Raw genomic sequence first — 13,524 nt, 5'->3', positions numbered from 1 at the left:
GGCTCAGGCAGTCACCCGTTCATGGCCGAAGACATGTTCGCGGCCCACTCCCAGGGGGCAGCTGTCCCGCCCGGGTCGGAATTGAAGTACTCCCATCCCGCTACGCCGCCGAAGTCCCTGTACTCCTTGGAGAGTTGGGAGACGGTCGATGTGAGCGTGTCCATGGGGACGTATCCGCTGCCGCAGTTGGCCGGGTTGGTCAGGGTGCCCGCCACCACCTTCGAGGCCGGGACGACCCCGTGTCCGACGATGCCCTCGTAGCCCGCGGGGCTGTCCAGCGATCCCCAGCCGCAGTAGAACTGCGCGTTGAACCAGCTGATGGACGATCCCTTGTCCCGGTAGAGGGCGTCGTAACCGAACCCGGAGAGGTTCCCTCCCCCGTTCAGGGCCGTGGCGACGGGCGCCAGAGTGACGAGGAAGCCGTCACCGAAGTCGCTGTGCAACTGGTCGATGACCCGTTCGACGCCGGCCAGGGACATGCCCTCTTCGACATCGAGGTCCAGACCGTCCAGGTGGTGGGTGGACACGACGTTCTTGAGCTTCGGGTAGTAGGTGTCGAAGTCGCTGTCCAGCCGCTGGAAGCTGCCCACCGCGGCGCCACCCACCATGCCCAGTACGTGAACGCCCTTGCTCTGCACCGCCGCCAGATCGCTCCACATCTGGTCGAACTTGGCGTCGTCGGGTGAGTTGTCGTTGAGCGTGACGCTGCCGTCACCGTTGAGGTGGACGGCGCCGACGATCACGTCCGTGACACCCGTGTCGTGGTCGGTCAGTTCCTTGGGAGAGACGTACGAGCCGTTGTCGAACTGGGTCTGGTAGTAGACGACCACGCGGTGATCCGCCGCGGCCTGCGCCGATGCTGCCGTCGCCAGGGGGCCCGCCAAAGCGACGGCCACCGCCAATGACAACGTTGTCGACAATCTCCTCAAGCGCATGACCCGTCTCCTTGTGTGGGGGGAAAGTGCCATGAAAGCGTGTTTCGGCCCGGCTCACAAGCCCGCCCGGTCTCCCACGCCGTGACCGGAGTTGACGTCCGGTTCCGGCCATCTCCCGCATGTGCCGCCGGTCCCACGGCCGGCGGAGCTACCCTGCCGGCATGCCATCCGGGCAGGGCGGATTCACGATCCGCGGCAACCGTCAGTACGTAGAAGAGTCCCTGGTCATCGAGGCAGGCCTCGCCAGAGCCCTCGACGAGCACCCGGACGAGCCCCAGGGCGACACCCTTCGCGTGCAGGTCCAGCCGCTGCTCGATGCGGCAGATCGACTGTCCGCACGTGAAGGGCCGTACGCAGCCCGGGAGTTGCTGCTCCGCGAGGTACGGCAGTACACGCGCTGGCTGCGCGCGGTCGACCTCGACCTCGCGGGCAGCGGCGCTGGGCGCGGTGCGGCGCCGCCGTACCGAACGGCGCCGGTCCCGCGCGGAGGCGGGCTGGGACCGGGTCAGGACGCTGCGTGGTACGGGTCGTCCTCGATCTCCACCGGCACGTGCTGCTGCGCCATCTGGAGCTCGGCGTACCGCGCGACCCCGCGGCGGAACGCCGCCTCTGGGACGACCTCACGCAGTTCTATCTGCACTACATGCCGTTCGTCCCCGCGCAGGTGGTGTCTCCCGGAGTTCCTTCCGGACCACCGACGCCGTAAGCCCCGGCCGGTGTGGTCACACTTCCGGCCGGGGCTGCGCTGCGGGTGGAGCGGGTCGATCAGTACGGGCCGTTCACGTTGTCGATCGAGCCGTACGTGGCGGCGGCGTAGTTGCACGCGGCCGTGATGTTGGCGACCGGGTCGTAGCTGTCCATCGACGTGCCGGCCACGTGGTACGTCTGGAACGTCGGAGCGATGACCTGGAGCAGACCCTTCGACGGGGTTCCGGCCACGGCGTTGGAGTCCCAGTTGTTGATGGCCTGCGGGTTGCCCGAGGACTCACGCATCACGTTGCGGTAGATGCCGTCGTAGGTGCCCGGGATGTTGTGCGCGCTCATGATGTCCAGCGACTGCTTGATCCAGCCGTCCAGGTTGTTGGCGTACGTCTTCGTGGTGGCCGGGGTCGCGGTGGTCGCACCGGTCGACGCGTTCCGGGCGTCGGCCTGGGTGGCGCTGTGACCCGCGGTGGATCCGGCCGTCGCCTCCGACGCGGCCTTCTCGCCGAGCGTCAGCTTGAGGCCGGGGAGAATCAGCGAGGGGTTGCCGCCGACGGCCTCACGGTTGTCCTGGTACAGCTTCTTCCAGCCGCCGCCCACGGAGTGGGCCTGTGCGATCTTGGAAAGGGAGTCGCCCGAGACCACGGTGTAGGTCGCGGAGCTTCCCTTCTGAGTGGCGCCGGTCGCTGCCGGAGCAGATTCGGCGGCGACATGCTGTGCCGACGGCGTCGCCGCCGAGGCGCTGGTCGCGGCCACCAGCGGGATCGCCAGTGCGGCGCTGCCGGTGCCCACCGCGATGAGGCGTCGGGCGAGGCGGCTGTTCATGGGACGACGGTTCTTACCCAGTACGGGCATGACGAATTTCCTCTCCGTCGCCTACGAGGTGAGCTGTCGGGTTCGGGCTGGAGATGCCCGGCCGCACGTGGAGTGCGACTTAACCCCAAGCCGGTCCGTGTTCCGGATCGGCGTCTTACCTGGGTTCCCCGCTCCTGCCATAGGTGAGTGGGTTGGGTTTTCCGGACAGCGGCAGGATTCGGCGGTCCGTCCGGATCGAACGAGAACGTAAGCGAGAAGGCCGAGACAAAACAAGTCCCGAATACGGAGCGCTATGGCATGTCTGAATCCGGGCGGAATGGATTCGCATTCCCTCCCTAGATCAAACAGCTCAACTTTCCTTCCCTGCGGGGGAGGTGGCCGCGAGGGCCTGATCGGCGGTCCGCCGACGCCGTGACGCAGATCATGACCGCGCGGAAATCATCGCCTCAATCAACCGCCACAAAGTGCAACAAACCATCATAGAACCGCAGATGCCACCCCTAGTAACAAACCAGACAAATGCCCCATAAGCATTCAGGGAGTCGAAGGCCTCTCGCCACCCATGAGGGCGGATCTGCGCGATTGCGCACCCCTGCCCCACCGGCACCCGACCGACACCCGACCGGACCCGACCTCACCGATACGGTCGAATTGACCGCGCGAGCCTCGTTCCTGACTACCTGTCGCGTCGCAACTCCCGCCCCGTACACACTTCAAAAGACAGAGAGGCGGCCCCGTATGAGACAGAGAGACGGCTCCGCATTCCCGTGTGCGGGGCGGAATTCCACCGCCGAGACCGCGAGTTCCGCACCGACCGGCCAATGGGCCTCTCATAGGTTCTGCCGTCATTCGATCGGGAGTCAGGAACGGTTTCCGCACTTCGCCTTATCGGGCAAGTGATCAAATGCGAAGCCGATCCCCTTGCGATGCCGCTCGCGAATTGGAACCCAGGCCGGTGATCCGGCCGCTGCCGAGTGCGTCCGCCCGCAGTCGACGGCCACCACCGTCGCGGCCCTCTGCCGCACCCCGGCCGTCCGGCGGGCTCAGGCCTGTGGACTCGCACCGAGGCCACTGCGGGCGCGCCGTACGAGGGTCACGTAGACGGCCGAGGCCACGGCGATGCCGACCGGCAGGGCGAGGTCCACCCCGCCCAGGGCTCGGGCGAGCGGGCCCGTGTACAGGGTGTTCACGCTGAGGGCAGCCGCGGCCGTGCCCGTCGTGAGCGCCAGGGCGCCGGCCCGGTTGACGCCTCCGGTGAACCAGAAGGGGCTGCCCGGACTCTCGTCGGTCAGTGCGGGACCGTCGTAGCGGTTGCGGCGCAGCAGGATGTCCATGGCGTAGACGGCCATGCTGGGACCGAGCAGGACGACGGTGAGCTGGAGGACGTTGCTGACGGTGTCCAGGAAGTTGGACACCAGCAGCGCGTAGAGGGTCAGCGCGACGCCGAGGACTCCATCGGCGATGACGCTGAGGGAACGACGGACGCGCAGGCCCACGGCCTGGAGAGCCAGCCCGGAGCTGTAGGCGGTCATGGCGTTGATGGAGATCGTGCCGAGCACCAAGGCCAGCAGGAAGAACGGGGTGAACCAGTGGGGCAGGATCGTCTCCAGCGCGCTCCGCGGATCGGTCATGTCGACCGTGGTCGCGGCGAACGCACCCAGTGAGCAGACGACGACGCCGGGCAGGAATCCGCCGAGCGCGGTCCAGCCCACGATCGCCTTCGGGGATGTCGTACGGGGCAGGTAGCGGGAGAAGTCGGCGCTGTTGGTGTACGAGAGCGGGCCCGAGGCGATGAGGGTGACACCACCGGCGAGGGCCGCCCACAGCGCGCCGCCGGTCAGCGGCTTCGCGGGTTGGTAGCCGAAGTCGGCGTGCCCGAGCACGCTGAAGGCCACGACGGCGAAGGCGGCACCGAGGACGACGGTGATCGGGAGGTACAGCTTCACGATCATGGCGTGCCCGTAGACGCTGATGGTCAGGGTGAGCGCGGCGATGATCACCACGACGACGATCTTGACCCCCGTGTTCGGCGTGATCCCGGCCTTCTCGACGAGCGAGAAGGCTGCCAGCGCGGCGGCGGCCAGATTGAGGGCGATGTAGCAGATACAGATCATCCAGCCGACCACCGCGATGTTCACCCGGTTGCCGCGTACCCCGAACATCGCCCGCATGATCACCTCGCTCGGCGTGCCCGAGGCCGGGCCCGAGACGGCGAGCAGGCCGACCGGCACCCAGAACAGATTGCCCACGACGATCACGGCGAGCGCCTGCCCCAGGCTCAGGCCCAGCAGGATCAGCGCGCCGCCGACCACCAGGCTCAGATAGTTGACGTTCGCCGCCGCCCAGACGGCGAACAGGTCCCGGGCGCGGCCGTGGCGTTCCCGGTCGGGAATGTGGTCGATGCCGTGCACCTCGATGCGGCCCGCCCGGTCCGACGGCGCCGGTATGCCGTCTGCACCCGGCGTGCCGTGGACGGTCGGGGGCGGGTCGGGGATCGTGGACGCCATGGAGCCCTCCGGGTTCGGTCGTACCGCCTGCTTGCTTATTGGTCGCATACTCAATAGCGTTGCGGTCATGTCGTCAAGCGTTCAGCGCAAGCGAATTCGGAAATCTCCAGCCGCCCGACGTGCGGAAATCGTCGACGCAGCCGCCGCCATCGCCCTGACCGAAGGGTTGGAGTGCATCACTCTGCGGCGGATCGGCGAGGAACTCGACGTGCGGCCGGGGTTGATCAGCCACTACTTCCCGTCGGCCGAGGGCCTCGTGGCCGAGGCGTTCGGCAGCGCGGCGAGCGCGGAACTCGACGCCCTCCTGCCGGCCGAAAGACCCGCCGGCACCGTTACGCAGCACCTCGCGCGGTTCTTCGCACACGCGACGGGAGAGGCGTACGACGACATCAGCCGGCTCTGGATCAACGCCCGCCACCTCTGCCGCTACCGCCCGGTCCTGCGTGACTGGGTCGACGACCAGGAAGGAGCGTGGCGCGAGCGGCTGGAGGACCTCATCCGGGAGGGCGTCGCACGCGACGAATTCCGCACGGACGAACCGCATGTGACGGCGATTCAGATTCTGGTCGTGCTCGACGGCCTCAGCGCGCGCACCAACACGCGCGGCGGCGACCGCCCCCAGGCGGTGACACGTATGGCGATCGCCACGGCGGAGCGTGAACTCGGCCTGCCCGGCGGCGCTCTCGACCGGGCCGACGACGCGGACACCGCCTCCGAAGTCGGCGCGGACCGGCCCCCTGTTTCCCCTGCCGACCCCAACTGACCTTCCCCCGGACATCTTTCAAGGAGCTGCTGTGCGCACCCTCCCCCGAGCCCTCGACTCCGCCGGAACAGGGCGGTGCTCCCTCGTCCTGCTCTCCGCCCGGCTGCTCGACCCGGTGACCGGAGAATTCCTGCCGGACACCGCCCTGGCCGTATCAGGGGGGCAGATCTCCGCCCTGGGTGACGACCGCCGCATTCGCGCGCTGGCGGACCCGGCGACGACGGTGATCGACCTGAAGGGCGCCGTGGTGACCCCCGGCCTGGTCGACGGGCACCTCCATCCGGTCACGGGCGCGGAGCTGACCCATGGGCTGGACCTGTCGGCCTGCGCCGGTCTCGACGAGGTGCGTGAGGCGCTGGCCCGCGAGGTCCGGCGCCTCGCACCCGGAGCGTGGCTGCACGGCTGGGGGCTCGACCCGAACGTCTTCGGGGGCCGTCCCGTCGAGACCGCCGCCCTCGCCCCGGTGCTCGACGGCGTACCGGCCCTCCTCCAGCTCTTCGACGCCCATTCCATGCTGGCCAGCCCCCGCGCGCTCGAACTCGCCGGCGTCGACGGGCCGCGCACCTTCGACCAGGCCGCCGAGGTCGTCTGCGACGACACGGGGCGGCCCACCGGGCTGCTCCTGGAGGACGCCGCCGCCGAGCTCGTCGAGCGCGCCGCCCCCCAGCCCACGCACGCGGAGCGCCGCTCCCGCCTCGTCGCGGCACTGCGCGGCATGGCCGCCGCCGGGCTCACCGGCGGCCACGCCATGGACGCCAACGGCGACAGTCTCGCGCTCTACGCCGAGCTCGACGCGGCCGGCGAGCTGCCGCTACGGCTGCGGGTCGCTCCCTGGTGCCAGCCCGGCACCGGCACCGACGCCCTGCGCGCGCTCATCGGGCAACAGGGCACGGGCGGCAGGCTCTGGCGCACCGAAGGCGTCAAGCTCTTCATGGACGGCACCATCGACAACGGCACCGCCTGGCTGGAACACCCGGACTGTCACGGCGAGTCCACGCACGCCTTCTGGCCCGACCCCGATGCCTACACCCGGATCGTCGGCGAGCTCCACCGCGCCGGGGTTCCCACCGCCACCCACGCCATCGGTGACGCTGCCGTACGGCACGCCCTGGACTCCGTCGAGAAGGCACTCGCCACCGGGGGTCGCCCGGTCCGGCACCGGATCGAGCACATCGAGACGGTGCCCGACGACACCCTGCACCGCTTCGCCGAGCTCGGCGTCATCGCGTCCATGCAGCCCACCCACTGCTGCGACTTCACCCGGGCCGACCACACCGACAACTGGTCGCGCCGGCTCGGCGAGGAGCGTGCCGCCCGCGCCTGGCGCTGCCGCGGCCTGTGGGACTCCGGCGCCACCGTCGTGCTCGGCTCCGACTGGCCGATCGCTCCTTACCCACCGCTGGGCGTCATGGCGGGCGCCCGCCACCGGAGGCCGAGCCGCGATCTCGCGCAGCCCCCGCACGGCCCGGAACAGGCGCTCACCGCGCTGGAAGCCCTGCAGGGCATGACGGTGAACGCCGCTCACGCGGCGGCCGAGGAGCACGTGGCCGGCCGGATCGCCGTCGGTCACCGGGCCGACCTCACGGTCCTCGCCGACAGTCCGCTCGTCACCGCCGCCACCGACCTGCCCGACCTGCCCGTGCTGCTCACCGTCCTGGACGGCAGCCCCACCCACCGCGACACGAGTCTGTGACGGGTCCCGTCGGGGGGCCATGACGCACCGGCGGATTCCCCGTGTCGGACGGCCGTCCCGGTACGGCCGCCCGGCACCGTCCGCCCCGGTTGCGTGACCGGTACGCCACGGCGATGCTGGAACGGCTTCGACAGGCTCCGCGCCCCTTCCCCGGCCGGTCCGGCCCCTTCGCGCGACACGCCCGGACCCTCGCAGTCACCCACCGTCCGCGTCCGCACCCCGTCGTCCGCACGTACGACCGTGCCGGCGTTACGCCGGAAAGGCACCGGCAGCGCGGCACAAACACCGCCGAGGACGACATCACCCGTATGCGCGTACTCGCCGACGGCAGGTGCCCGAACGCAGGAGCCCGAGACTGGTTCAATCTCCTCGACATCACCTTCGACGAGCCGAAGGAGCTGACCCATGGATCCCGCACTCGTCCGCACCGGGCTCACCGCGGCAGTCCTCTGTGCCACCCTCGCCGCCGGTGCGGCCACGCCAGGGGTGACTCCCGACCACAAGTCCACGGGCGCCGCACCGCCCCGTGCCGCCGCCCCCCGTACCGAGGGCGACACCAACCCGCCCCCGCTCAACATCCGTACCTTCACCGAGCAGACCGTCGATCTCACCTGGGCCGGCACCACCGAGGCGGGCCGCGACCGGATCTGCGCCCACCCGCACGACTTCACCAGCCCCGCCCTCGACTCGCACTACGCCGCGAAGCTCATCGAGGCGAAGTGCCGGACGCACCGGTGATCACCGGGGAGCGCACCCCGGCGAGCGACGGCGGGGGCGGGGCAACGCCTTAGACTCGGCCAATGGCGAAGTATTTCGACGTGCACCCCGAGAATCCCCAGCGGCGCACGATCAGCACGGTGGCTGACAGCATCCGGTCCGGCGCGCTCGTGGCGTACCCGACGGACTCCTGTTACGCACTGGGGTGTCAGCTGGGCAGCCGGGACGGCATCGGCCGGATCCGGTCGATCCGGAACCTCGACGAGCGTCACCACTTCACCCTCGTGTGCCAGAACTTCGCGCAACTGGGACAGTTCGTGGTCATCGACAACGACGTGTTCCGCGCGATCAAGGCAGCGACGCCCGGCCGGTACACCTTCATCCTGCCCGCGACGAAGGAAGTGCCGCGCCAGTTGCTGCACCCGAAGAAGAAGACGGTCGGCGTGCGGATTCCCGACCACGCCGTCGCTCAGGCGTTGCTCGCGGAACTCGGTGAGCCGCTGCTCTCCAGCACCCTGCTCCTGCCCGACCAGGACGAGCCGATGACACAGGGCTGGGAGATCAAGGAACGCCTCGACCACGAAGTGGACGCGGTGATCGACTCGGGCGACTGCGGCACCGAGCCGACCACCGTCATCGACTTCTCCGGCGGCGAACTCGAAATCGTCCGCCGCGGGGCCGGCGACACCGCGCGATTCGAGTAGTCCGCAGCATCAGGGCCTCGCGTTCGGGTCAGGGGGGTGTCCGGACCCTCGCGGTGGGGGTTTAGCGTGGTCCGACGTGACAGAGACATCATTTTCTGCCCTGCCGGCCGAGTTGCCCCGATTGACCGCAGGCCACCTGGCCGGGAGCTGGCAGCTCGATCCGTACGCACTGGTGCTGGTGGTGCTGCTCGGCGGGCTGTACGCAGCGGGCGTGGCGAAGCTGGCGCGCCGGGGCGAGCGGTGGCCCGTCGCCCGCACGCTGGCGTTCGCGGGGCTGGGACTCGGCGCGATCGTGGTGGCGACGATGTCCGGACTGGCGGTCTACGACCACGAGCTGTTCTGGCCCGCCGCCGTGCAGAACATCGTGCTCGATCTCATCGCCCCGCTGGGCCTGGCGCTCGGCGACCCGCTGTCGCTGGCGCTGTCCGCACTGGCGAAGGACGGGAAGGCGGCGCGTCGGCTGCGCGGCGCGGTCTCCGGGCGCGTGGTGCGATTTCTTACCTTCCCGCTGGTCAGTACGGTCGTCGTGCTGAGCTCCGAGCTGGGGATCTACTTCACCCCGTATTTCCCCGCGGCGCTGCGGCACGACTCGGTGCATGAGCTGCTGTATCTGCAACTCGTGGTCACGGGCAGCTTGTTCGTGCTGCCGATGCTGACCCGCGAGGACCTGTTGCCGTCGTGGTGCAGTCACCCCGTGCGGGCGCTGCTGGTCTTCCTGGACGGTCTGGTGGACGCGGTTCCCGGTCTGGTGGTGATGACGAGCGGCACGCTGGTGGCAGGGGGCTGGTACGCGGCCCGGCGCCAGCCGTGGGATCCGAGTGTGCAGCAGGACCAGATGATCGGCGGTGGGCTGATGCTGACGATCGCGGAACTGATCGGGCTGCCGTTCCTGATCGCCGTGTTCGCCGAGTGGGTGCGCGCCGAGCGGGTCAGGACGGCCGTGCTGGACGCCGGCCTGGACCGCGAACTGGCCGCCGCCGCTGCGGTCCCGGCGCCGGTGACCGGAACCGCGGCTGCCGACGCCCCGGCGGTCGCCGATCCGGACCGGATGCGTCCCTGGTGGGAGACGGACCGTGGAATCGTGGGCGAGCGCTACCGGAGCGGCGGCTGACCGGACCCGATGGGGGCCCGGTCGGCACTGTGCCTGCGTCCCTTCGGGGATCCGGTCATCGCCCCTGGTAGGCGCCCAGGTGGGGAGGGTCGGGGATGAGGTTGCCGAAGTAGTCGCGGGTCGTTCCGTCGTCGACCCGGGTGCCTGCTCCGCGCGCCGGGGAGCCGGGGAGCAGGCGCACGTCGAGCGGGGTGCTGGGGTGCGCGGAGCGCAGGAGCGGATTCGCGTCGACGGCGGCGGGGTCGCGGGGCTGGGCGGTGTTCCAGTAGAGGTTGCCGGTATAGGTGCTGAGGGTGTCCGCGATCGCCGAGCCTCCCTGGGCGCCCACCAGGATGTTGTTCTCGAAGGTCACGCCGGTCTGGCCGTTGTTGGAGACCAGCGCGGTGTCCGCCTGGTCGGTGACGACGGTGTTGCGGTAGATCCGGGTGTCGGTGGTGCTGCCGCAGACGACCGAGATCACGCCGTACGGCAGTGAGGTGTTCCGGTCGTTGACGCTGATGTTGTCGTGGACGCGGTTCCCGTCGGAGGTGGTGGTCGCCCCGTTGCAGACCAGCAGGAAGCCGCCCTCGTTGTCGTGGCTGTAGTTGTAGCGGTACACGTTGCGCATGTTGCCGCCGTCGATGTCGTACGCCATGGAGTCCCGCGTCCCGTGCCCGCCGGTCACCTCGTTGTACTGGTAGAGGACGTCGTCGGAGTTCCAGGCCCACACACCGGCGTTGTAGGCCGCCGAGCGCATGTTGAAGCCGTTGACGTAGTTGTGCTCGACCAGCGCGCCCTTCGCGTTCTGTACGACGATTCCGTCACCGCCCGCGTCGCGGACCTCGTTCCGCTCGATCACCAGACCGGTGATCGCCTCCCAGCTGCTGCCGGTGCCGTCCGGGTTCTCGGCACGGTGGCTCCAGGTCGACGACGTCCCGATACCGGTACGGTCCACGTGGTCGACGGTCGAGTGCGCCACCCGTACGCCGTCGAAGCGGGTCGGCACGCCGGAGCCCTGCACCACGAAAAGGATCCCGCCACTGGGGTCCGGGTCCTTGCTGTCGGAGCCGTTGACGTCGTGCACGTCCACGCCGTCGACGACGTAGTGGTGGCCGACGCCGAAGTCCTGCAGCAGGACGAGGAGTCCGGCCCGGCGGTCCGTGGTGGTGGCCGGTCCCGTGTTGGACAGGTCGAGGTTGCGCACCTCCCAGTCCTCGGCGTTGCGCAGCAGCACGGCGGCCCGCGCACCGGCGCCCTCGATGTGCGGCTTCGCTCCGCTGCCGTAGGCATCGAGCCGGACGGGCCGGGCGGCGGTGCCGGAGCCGGTGGGCGCGAGGGTTCCCGTACAACTGGTGCCGCGTCGCAGCAGCAGCCGGTCGCCGGGGCCGTACGCCCGCGAGGCTCGGGCGAGGCTGCGCCAGGCGGTACCGCTGCTGGTACCGGGAGCGGTGTCGCTGCCACTGCGGCAGTCCACGTAGTAGGTGGTTCCTGCCCGGTCGTGAGCGACCGCCGCGGTGGGCAGCAGGGCCGCCACGGCTGCCGCTGCCGCGGTCAGCGCGGCCTTCGTACGCATGAGTTCTCTCGCCATGGCCGGACCGTAGGCGTGGCGAGGACACTCCGGCCATGGACATACAGCGCCGGTACTTGGACGTACGGCTCCTCCTGCCGACGTCCCGGACCCGGGGCCGGGAGCGCACCGGCTACGAACTGCCGGGGAGTTTCTCCAGGATGGTGCGGGCGGCTTCGAGCATGAGGCGGCAGACGTCGTCCGGATCCGCGCTCGCCAGCGGCTCCCTGCCGATCACGTTGCGCGTGAGGCCGATACCGAGCAGCCAGGCGAGGATCAGGTCGGAGCGCAGTCCGGCGTCGTCGGCACCCGTGAGCGTGGCGAGCACGCTCGCGTACTCCTGGCTCAGCAGACGGCCGGTCTCGGCAGCCGCGTCCCCGTCGCTGCTGGAACGGAGGAACACCTCCAGGGACCGGTCGTGGTGCCCGCTGCCGCCCGGTGCGAGGAGGCCGCGGAGGGCGGCTTCCAGCAGGTGTTCGGGCGGGGTGTCGCGCACCTGTTTCCGGCCGTCGCGGGCCATCACTTCGCCGAACAGCGCTTTCTTGGAACCGAAGTACCGGAAGAGCAGGGCCTGGTTGAAACCGGCACGTGCGGCGATGTCGCGCACGGTGGTGCGTTCGTAGCCACGCTCCGCGAACAGCGCCGCTGCCGCGTCGATGAGGGCCAGCCTGGTCGCCCCGGCGTCCCGTCTGCGCTCCGTTCCTTCAACCTTCATCCATCGGCCCCTCCCGTAAATGGCCGACAGCATAGCCCGGGACGGGGCGCACGCCCCGTTGACCGCCCTCCGACACCGCCCTACCGTATGTAAGCAGACGCTTACATACGGAAGGGGTACAGGTGACCGCCACCGAACTAGAGCCTGCGGCTTACCCGTTCAACGAAGCGACCGAACTGACGCTCTCCGGTCTGTACGAGGACGCCCGCAACCAGGACGGGCTACTGCGGGTCCGGATGACGTACGGCGAGCCCGCCTGGCTGGTGACCCGCTACGCGGATGCCCGGCTGGTGCTCGGTGACCGCCGGTTCAGCCGGGCCGAGGGGGTGCGCCACGACGAGCCGCGGCAGTCCGAGGCGCAGCGCAACAGCGGCATCCTCAGCATGGATCCGCCGGATCACACCCGGCTCCGTACGCTGGTGGCCAAGGCGTTCACCGTGCACCGGGTCGAGAAACTGAGGCCGGAGATCCGTGCGCTGTCCGAGGGGCTGCTGGCCGACATGGTCGAGGCCGGGCCGCCCGCCGACCTCGTCGAGGACTTCGCACTGCCCATCCCCGTCGGCGTCATCTGCCGCCTGCTCGGAGTGCCCGCCGAGGACCGGCCGCTCTTCCGCGCCTGGAGCGACGACGCCCTGTCCACCAGCTCGCTGACCGCGGAGGAGTTCGAAGCCAGCAGGGAGGAACTGCGGGCCTATATGGGTGGTTTGATCGCCGAGCACCGGAAGCAGCCCGCGGACGACCTGATGACCGCGCTGATCGAGGCGCGCGATGTGGGTGACCGGCTGTCCGAGCTGGAGCTGGTCGACCTCTGTGTGGGGATCCTGGTCGCCGGGCACGAGACGACGGCGAGCCAGATCCCCAACTTCGTCTGCACCCTGCTCGATCACCCCGAGCAGTTGGCCCTGCTGCGCGAGGACCCGGAGCTGATCCCCGCCGCGGTCGAGGAGCTGCTGCGCTTCGTCCCGCTGGGCATCGGCGCCGGCCAGCCCCGGTACGCCACCGAGGACGTCGAGGTGGGCGGCACCCTGGTGCGCACCGGTGAGCCCGTGCTCGTGGCGGTCGGCGCGGCCAACCGGGACGCCCTGCGCTTCACCTCTGCCGGGACACTCGACCTCCAGCGGGAGAGCAACGGGCATCTGGGGTTCGGACACGGCGTGCACCACTGCCTGGGAGCGCCGCTCGCCCGGCTCGAACTGCAGGAGGCGTTGCGGGCGTTGGTCCTGACGTTGCCCGGTCTTCGGGTGACCGGGGACATCGTGTGGAAGACCGAGATGCTGGTGCGCGGACCGCGTTCCATGCCGGTGGGGTGGTGAGC

At 69.9% G+C, this 13,524-nt stretch carries 12 protein-coding genes and 1 riboswitch; of the genes, 7 read left to right on the top strand and 5 right to left on the bottom strand.

Annotation, left to right across the window (positions count from 1 at the left end; all coding sequences use genetic code 11):
• Positions 1-11: 11 nt before the first annotated feature.
• Complete coding sequence (locus OG709_RS33510; RefSeq protein ID WP_329168838.1) at positions 12-935, bottom strand: glycosyl hydrolase family 18 protein; 924 nt, start codon at positions 933-935, stop codon at positions 12-14.
• A 517-nt stretch (positions 936-1,452) separates the two neighbouring features.
• Between OG709_RS33510 and OG709_RS33505 the strand changes: the two genes are divergently transcribed.
• Positions 1,453-1,641 carry a hypothetical protein gene (locus OG709_RS33505; RefSeq protein WP_329168836.1) on the top strand — a complete coding sequence of 63 codons (189 nt, stop codon included), beginning with the start codon at positions 1,453-1,455 and terminating at the stop codon, positions 1,639-1,641.
• 59 nt (positions 1,642-1,700) lie between these two features.
• On the opposite strand, the gene OG709_RS33500 is transcribed toward OG709_RS33505, so the two are convergent.
• Complete coding sequence (locus OG709_RS33500; protein WP_250301606.1) at positions 1,701-2,492, bottom strand: transglycosylase SLT domain-containing protein; 792 nt, start codon at positions 2,490-2,492, stop codon at positions 1,701-1,703.
• A gap of 3 nt (positions 2,493-2,495) precedes the next feature.
• A riboswitch (cyclic di-AMP (ydaO/yuaA leader) is annotated at positions 2,496-2,661 on the bottom strand.
• Between the two features lie 835 nt (positions 2,662-3,496).
• A complete protein-coding gene (locus tag OG709_RS33495; protein ID WP_329168834.1) occupies positions 3,497-4,960 on the bottom strand; it encodes a purine-cytosine permease family protein in 1,464 nt (487 codons plus the stop codon).
• A 67-nt stretch (positions 4,961-5,027) separates the two neighbouring features.
• On the opposite strand from OG709_RS33495, the gene OG709_RS33490 reads away from it, so the two are divergent.
• The 5 genes from OG709_RS33490 (at position 5,028) to OG709_RS33470 (ending at position 9,948) form a co-directional block, all read left to right on the top strand.
• Complete coding sequence (locus tag OG709_RS33490; RefSeq protein WP_329169259.1) at positions 5,028-5,723, top strand: TetR/AcrR family transcriptional regulator; 696 nt, start codon at positions 5,028-5,030, stop codon at positions 5,721-5,723.
• 31 nt (positions 5,724-5,754) lie between these two features.
• The gene (locus OG709_RS33485) at positions 5,755-7,416 is read left to right on the top strand and encodes an amidohydrolase (RefSeq protein ID WP_329168832.1); all 1,662 of its coding nucleotides are present in this window, start codon (positions 5,755-5,757) and stop codon (positions 7,414-7,416) included.
• Between the two features lie 405 nt (positions 7,417-7,821).
• Positions 7,822-8,154: a hypothetical protein gene (locus OG709_RS33480; protein ID WP_250301609.1), complete on the top strand. Its 333-nt coding sequence runs from the start codon at positions 7,822-7,824 to the stop codon at positions 8,152-8,154.
• A 62-nt stretch (positions 8,155-8,216) separates the two neighbouring features.
• A complete protein-coding gene (locus tag OG709_RS33475) occupies positions 8,217-8,837 on the top strand; it encodes an L-threonylcarbamoyladenylate synthase (RefSeq protein ID WP_250301610.1) in 621 nt (206 codons plus the stop codon).
• A 76-nt stretch (positions 8,838-8,913) separates the two neighbouring features.
• Positions 8,914-9,948 carry a cytochrome c oxidase assembly protein gene (locus tag OG709_RS33470; protein WP_405688051.1) on the top strand — a complete coding sequence of 345 codons (1,035 nt, stop codon included), beginning with the start codon at positions 8,914-8,916 and terminating at the stop codon, positions 9,946-9,948.
• Between the two features lie 55 nt (positions 9,949-10,003).
• On the opposite strand, the gene OG709_RS33465 is transcribed toward OG709_RS33470, so the two are convergent.
• Both OG709_RS33465 and OG709_RS33460 read right to left on the bottom strand, forming a co-directional pair.
• Positions 10,004-11,515, bottom strand: coding sequence for a right-handed parallel beta-helix repeat-containing protein (locus tag OG709_RS33465; RefSeq protein ID WP_250301612.1), 1,512 nt, complete (start codon positions 11,513-11,515; stop codon positions 10,004-10,006).
• Positions 11,516-11,627: 112 nt separating this feature from the next.
• Positions 11,628-12,209, bottom strand: coding sequence for a TetR/AcrR family transcriptional regulator (locus OG709_RS33460; protein WP_250301613.1), 582 nt, complete (start codon positions 12,207-12,209; stop codon positions 11,628-11,630).
• Positions 12,210-12,331: 122 nt separating this feature from the next.
• On the opposite strand from OG709_RS33460, the gene OG709_RS33455 reads away from it, so the two are divergent.
• Positions 12,332-13,522 carry a cytochrome P450 gene (locus OG709_RS33455; RefSeq protein WP_250301614.1) on the top strand — a complete coding sequence of 397 codons (1,191 nt, stop codon included), beginning with the start codon at positions 12,332-12,334 and terminating at the stop codon, positions 13,520-13,522.
• The last annotated feature ends 2 nt before the right edge of the window (positions 13,523-13,524 follow it).

Origin of the sequence: Streptomyces sp. NBC_01267 (assembly GCF_036241575.1) — a bacterium.
Taxonomy (GTDB): domain Bacteria; phylum Actinomycetota; class Actinomycetes; order Streptomycetales; family Streptomycetaceae; genus Streptomyces.
This window is presented reverse-complemented; position numbering and strand designations above follow the sequence as displayed.